At 65.0% G+C, this 5,362-nt stretch carries 8 protein-coding genes; 2 read left to right on the top strand and 6 right to left on the bottom strand.

The genetic code is table 11. From position 1 onward, the window contains the following. Together V7N12_RS13520 and V7N12_RS13515 are read left to right on the top strand one after the other, a co-directional pair. A partial coding sequence (locus V7N12_RS13520) for a GTP-binding protein (RefSeq protein WP_333715160.1) occupies positions 1–395 on the top strand: 395 nt, incomplete at its 5' end. Continuing rightward, positions 392–1,039 carry a DUF1826 domain-containing protein gene (locus tag V7N12_RS13515; protein WP_333715159.1) on the top strand — a complete coding sequence of 216 codons (648 nt, stop codon included), beginning with the start codon at positions 392–394 and terminating at the stop codon, positions 1,037–1,039. The genes V7N12_RS13520 and V7N12_RS13515, both read left to right, overlap by 4 nt. A 9-nt stretch (positions 1,040–1,048) precedes the next feature. Here the strand turns inward: V7N12_RS13515 and V7N12_RS13510 are convergent, their stop codons facing one another. From V7N12_RS13510 to V7N12_RS13485, 6 genes are all read right to left on the bottom strand, one after another. Then, on the bottom strand, positions 1,049–1,378 hold the full coding sequence (locus V7N12_RS13510; protein ID WP_333715158.1) for a hypothetical protein: 330 nt from the start codon (positions 1,376–1,378) through the stop codon (positions 1,049–1,051). Then, the gene (locus tag V7N12_RS13505) at positions 1,375–1,647 is read right to left on the bottom strand and encodes a hypothetical protein (protein ID WP_333715157.1); all 273 of its coding nucleotides are present in this window, start codon (positions 1,645–1,647) and stop codon (positions 1,375–1,377) included. The genes V7N12_RS13510 and V7N12_RS13505 overlap by 4 nt, the downstream gene beginning before the upstream one ends. Beyond that, positions 1,647–2,675 (bottom strand): WD40 repeat domain-containing protein, encoded by a 1,029-nt coding sequence (locus tag V7N12_RS13500; protein ID WP_333715156.1) that lies wholly within the window; start codon positions 2,673–2,675, stop codon positions 1,647–1,649. The genes V7N12_RS13505 and V7N12_RS13500 overlap by 1 nt, the downstream gene beginning before the upstream one ends. Beyond that, positions 2,675–3,637, bottom strand: a complete 963-nt coding sequence (locus V7N12_RS13495) for a CobW family GTP-binding protein (protein WP_333715154.1) — start codon at positions 3,635–3,637, stop codon at positions 2,675–2,677. Before V7N12_RS13495 ends, V7N12_RS13500 begins: the two co-directional genes overlap by 1 nt. Before the next feature lie 10 nt (positions 3,638–3,647). After that, positions 3,648–4,649 carry a metal ABC transporter solute-binding protein, Zn/Mn family gene (locus tag V7N12_RS13490; RefSeq protein WP_333715152.1) on the bottom strand — a complete coding sequence of 334 codons (1,002 nt, stop codon included), beginning with the start codon at positions 4,647–4,649 and terminating at the stop codon, positions 3,648–3,650. A gap of 12 nt (positions 4,650–4,661) precedes the next feature. Next, a partial coding sequence (locus V7N12_RS13485; RefSeq protein ID WP_333715150.1) for a metal ABC transporter permease occupies positions 4,662–5,362 on the bottom strand: 701 nt, incomplete at its 5' end.

The following is a 5,362-nucleotide window of genomic DNA, read 5'->3' as shown; positions in this document are numbered from 1 at the left end:
TCGATCCGGCCAAGGTTCATGCCGTGCTGAATGGTCCCCTGCCGGGTGTGATCCGCGCCAAGGGCCATTTCTGGATCGCGACGCGGCCCGACTGGGTGGCCGAGTTCAGCTTGGCCGGGGCCATGTCTTCGGTCACGCCCCTGGGGCGGTGGTGGGCTTCGGTACCCGCCGAACGGTTGCCCAAGCACCCTGATGCGCAGGCGGAGATTGCCGCCAAATGGGCAGAACCCTGGGGGGACCGGCGGCAAGAGATCGTCTTCATCGGCGCCGACCTTGACCGAGAGGCGATTTGTGCCGCGCTGAATGCAGCCCTTGTAACCACCTGTGATTTCACCCCGCAAGCGTGGACCCGGCTTCCCGATCCTTTCCCGCAGTGGAACGCGAAGGCGGCATGACCGGCGCGCTTCGCAAACTCCGCCCGCGCGCGGTCTGGGTGGCCGCCTCTCAAGATGAGGACGGCCTCAGGCGCATCCACGACCCGGGCGTCGCGGCAACACTGTGGCGCAGGCCGCGTGATCCGGGCTTCGCCGCCTGGATCGAGGGGTTGTCACCAGACAAGCTGCCGCGCCTGCGGGCGCAAATGGCTGTGACCGAGGTTGAGGCGGCAGTCCATGCCGCCTGCGATGCCTCCAGCCTGGTTCCTTCGCAAGGGCGGCAAACGCTTGCGTCAGATGCAGCCGCTCTGGCCACAGTGTTTGGCTCTGTCATGGCAACGCTGCAGGTGCAGGTTCGCCTTGATGTCATCCAGACCAACGCCTGCCACAAGTTCCATTGTGACCGGATCGCCGCGCGTCTGTTGTGCACCTATCGCGGTCACGGCACCGAATACGGGCCCGCCGCTGCGGATGGAAGCGTCCCAAGGCATGACGCCCTTGCCCCCTTTGACGCAGCCATCTTTCGTGGCACGCTCTGGCCGGGCGAGGATTGCGGCCTTCTCCACCGCTCTCCGCCCATCGCGGGCACCGGCGAGACGCGGCTGTTGCTGGTGGTTGACCTGCCACAAGATGAAGATGACTGCGACTGCGGGTTGCCGCATTGACACGGTCGTTCAGGCAGCCAGCACGTTAATGCACATACGCACGGGCAGAGCGCGCAGAATTGCGATGATCCGGTCGGCCACGGCGGGTGGGCCTGCGTCGATCAGGATGCGTTGTGGAGGCATTTGCGACACAAGGCGCAAGAGGCGCTGACGCGGGTGGCAGTCCGGCAGGCAGCAGGTGCAGCCGGGGGCCATCAGCCAGTCAAGCGGGGTACTGGGTTGATCGCCGGTTTCGGCCATGATGATGGGGGGATGGCGCGACGCGCGGGCGAGGTCCGCGATGCGGGCCAGGCGGGCCGCTGCACAGTCGCCCTCGATCAGATGCACAAAGCTGGTCACGGGGTCGGGACATTGGGGCGCAAGGACTGCACCTGCGCTTCGGTCACCGCGGCCATCGACGACGGAAAGCGCAGCACAAATCGGCGGTTGTCGGCAAGCGTGACGGTCACCACCGTTTCCAGATCAGGGCAGCCCGGTTCGTGGCAGGCGAGTTCGGCAATGGCGATGTGATCCTTGTCGCCCAGTGACATGAGGTCGGCCACCCAAGCTTTCAGCCGGGCAACGGCCTCGGCATCCGGGCGGGGGCGGCGGGAGAAGAGGCCCAGCATCAGCTTGCGCCCAAGGGTGCCCAGAGGACCCCGCCCCGTTCGTCAGCCACCAGCAGCCAGCCGGTCAGCGGCGTGACGGCCAGAAGCGTCACCGGCGCCCCTGTCGGACGCTTGACAGCGCGGGGTTCGGCGATCTGGTCGATCTCGGAAAAGATCACCGCGCCCGAGGAATAGCCCGCCAGCACCGCCTCATGCCCCGGCAGAGTGCAGATCGCGGTGACAAACCCCCGCCCGCCCCAAGCCAGTTGCATCGGCCCGCGGCCCATCGGCCCCTGCGCCCCGTCAAAGGGCCAAAGGATCGCCTCATCCGCGCCGGTGGTGGCCAGCATTGGCACTTTCCCAGCCCAGGCCCAGCCTTTCACCTTGGTCGGATAGCCCGACATCCGAAGGTCTGCCTTGTCGCGCAAGCGCCAGCCGTGCAGCGCGTTCTCCTGCATCCGCGTCATGACAAACCGATCATCAGGGCTGAAACACACTGCGGTATGGCTCCCCGCCCACTTCAGACTCGTGGGTTTCCAGCAGCGCTTGTCGCGCGCCCAGATCGTGACACCGCCGTAATGCGCCACGGCCAGCCGTCCGCCCTTGCGGTCAAACGCCAACCCGCCAGGAGTGGATGGCGCCTCCAGCACCTCGCGCCGCGCGCCGTCCCAGAGGTGCACCGTGTTGCCGACCGAGCAGGCAAAGACCCCGCCCGCACCTGCCGCGACATGATCCACCCATTTGCGGGGAAACTCGGCCAGGTCTGTGACGCCGTCTTTCGCGATGCGGCAGAACCGGCCATCATCGCCCCCGGTCAGGATTGTACCCGAAGCCTCCGCCACCATCGACAGCGCTGCACCCTTGTGAACGTGCAGCACCTCAGGCTCGACGCCCGGGCGAAAGGCGCGCAAACACCCGTCGCCCCAGGCAGTGAAGGCCGTATCGCCCACGGTCGCCACCGCAACCGGCACGGCATCGAAATCGAACTTGCGCCCGCCTTGTTCGATGCGCATGGGGGCCAGCGGATCGTGCCGCTCTAGCACGGGCATCAGGCCGCCTTGCAGGCCGCGAAGCCTTCAGCCAGCCCGAAGGTGTCAAGGTCGCGGCCGATGAACACCAGCTTGGAGCCGCGCGGCTTGCCTGCTGGCCACGGCCCAAGCGGCGAGCCATCTGTCAGCATGTGGACGGCATGGACCACGAACCGTTCGTCCTGCCCCTTGAAGTCCAGAATACCCTTGGACCGCAGGATATCCTGCCCGTGTTCGCGCAGCAGCTTGCCGAACCACGCCTGAAACTTCTTGTCATCCAGTGGCGTGTCCGAGGCGAGCGAGACCGAGGTGATATCTTCCTCATGCTCGTGCGTGTGGCTTTCGTCGAGGAAGTCCGGCTCGATCTCCAGCACGCGCTCAAGGCTGAAGGCGTCAAGGCCCAGCACCTGATCCAGCGCCACGCCGCATTTCTCGGTCTTTACGATCTTCGCATAGGGATTGATCGACTTGATCCGCGCCTCGGCCGTGGCCAGGGCGCTCGCATCCACCAAATCGACCTTGTTCAAAAGGATGATGTCGGCGAATGCGATCTGCTCGGCCGCCTCATGCGCTTCGTCCAGATGGGTGGACAGGTTCACCGCATCGACCACCGTCACGATGGCATCGAGGCGAGTCTTTTCGGCTACGTCCTGATCGACATAAAAGGTTTGCGCGACCGGGGCAGGGTCCGCCATGCCAGTCGTCTCGATCAGGATGCCGTCGAAATCCTTGCGCTTCATCAGGCCCGCCAGAATGCGGATCAGATCGCCCCGCACGGTGCAGCAGATGCAGCCGTTGTTCATCTCGAAGATCTCTTCGTCGGCGTCGATCACCAACTCGTTGTCGATCCCGGTTTCGCCGAATTCGTTGATGATGACGGCGTATTTCTTGCCATGCGGCTCGGTCAGGATGCGGTTCAGAAGCGTGGTCTTGCCAGCACCAAGAAAGCCGGTGAGGACGGTGACGGGAACTTGTGCGTTCATCAGGGTCACCTCAGTTGGTCAGGGTAGCGGTCAGCTGCGACAGGTTGTGGCGCATCATGGCCAGATAGGTGGCAGCAGGGCCGTCAGCAGCCGACAGCGCGTCGGAGTAGAGCGTGCCGCCGACCTTGGCCCCCGTTTCAGAGGCGATCTGGTCCAGAAGGCGGGGATCGGCGATGCTTTCCACAAAGATGGCGCCTATGTTCTCGGCCTTGATCTGGGTGATCAGAGCAGCCACGTCCTGCGCGGATGCCTCGGCTTCGGTTGACACGCCCTGAGGTGCGACGAAGGTCAGGCCATAATCGGCGGCAAAATACCCAAACGCGTCATGCGAGGTCACAACCGTGCGGCGGTCTTCGGGCAGGGCGGCGACAGCGGCGCGAAGCTCTGCATCCAGCATGTCGAGTTCGGCCAGATAGGCGGCGGCATTGGCCTTGAACGCGTCGGCCCCTTCCGGGTCGGCGGCAGCAAGGCCACGCTCGATGTTCCCGACATAGAGCGCGACATTGGTCACGCTTTGCCAGGCGTGGGGGTCAAAGGCACCGTGGTCGTGGCCTTCATGTCCGGCCTCCTCTTTGGCGTGGTCATGATCATGGTCGTGGGCCTCTCCCTCGGCATGTTCATGATCGTGGTCATGCGCCTCACCTTCGGCGTGGTCATGCTCTTCTTCACCAAAGGCGATAGGCGTGACCCCGTCCGAGGCGGTCACGATGGTCGCCTTGGTGCCCGAGGCCTCGACCAGACGGTCCATCCAGCCCTCAAACCCCAGCCCGTTGGCAACAATTACGGCAGCACCCGCCACGGCCTGCGCGTCGGCGGGCGAGGGTTGATAGACATGCGCATCCCCATCGGGGCCGACGAGGGTGATGATCTCGACCCGGTCGCCGCCCACATTGGCGACGATGTCGGTGAGGATCGAGAAGGTGCTGACGACCTTCAGCTTGTCGTCCGCGAAAGCGGGGGCGGCGAAGGCGAGGGCGGCGGCAGATGCGAGAAGAAAACGGCGCGTGATCATGGAGAGGTCCTTTCAGGAGGAGAGATGGGCGCGCGGCCAGTAGCGCGCGGTGAGGCTGCCGACCGGACCGAAGCCCAGCGACAAAAGATAGATGATCCCGGCACCAAGGATGATCGCGGGGCCGGAGGGCAGGCCCGCGTGGTAGCTGGCCAGCAATCCGCCAACCGAGGCGATCACGGCGGTGGTCGCAGCCGCCAGCATCATGCCGCCGATGCTATCGGACCAGAATCGGGCGGCGGCGGCGGGCAGTATCATGATCCCCACAGCCATCAGCGTGCCAAGTGCCTGAAACCCGGCCACCAGATTCACGACGACCAGCGCGAGGAAAATGAAATGCACAGGCCCGCTCCACCCGCTGACCGACCGCAGGAAACGTGGGTCGGCGCATTCCAGAACCAGCGGACGGAAAAGCAGGGCGAGGGTGACAAGTGTCAGCGTGGTGATCGAACACAGCAAGATCAGCGCATCATCGTTCAGCGCCAGCACGGTGCCGAACAGCACATGCATCAGGTCCACGTTCGACCCGCGCAACGATACCAAGAGCACCCCGAGCGCCAGCGAGATCAGGTAAAACGCCGCCATCGAGGCATCTTCGCGCAGGGCGGTGACGCGGGCGACAAAGCCGGTCAGAACGGCGACCAGCAGACCCGCGACGATGCCGCCAACGGTCATCGCCCCGAGGCTGAGGCCCGAGATCAGGAAACCAACGGCTG

Source organism: Yoonia sp. (assembly GCF_036770585.1).
In the GTDB taxonomy this organism is placed as follows: domain Bacteria; phylum Pseudomonadota; class Alphaproteobacteria; order Rhodobacterales; family Rhodobacteraceae; genus Yoonia.
The sequence above is the reverse complement of the archived record's forward strand: the minus strand, read 5'-3'. Positions and strand labels throughout refer to the sequence as shown.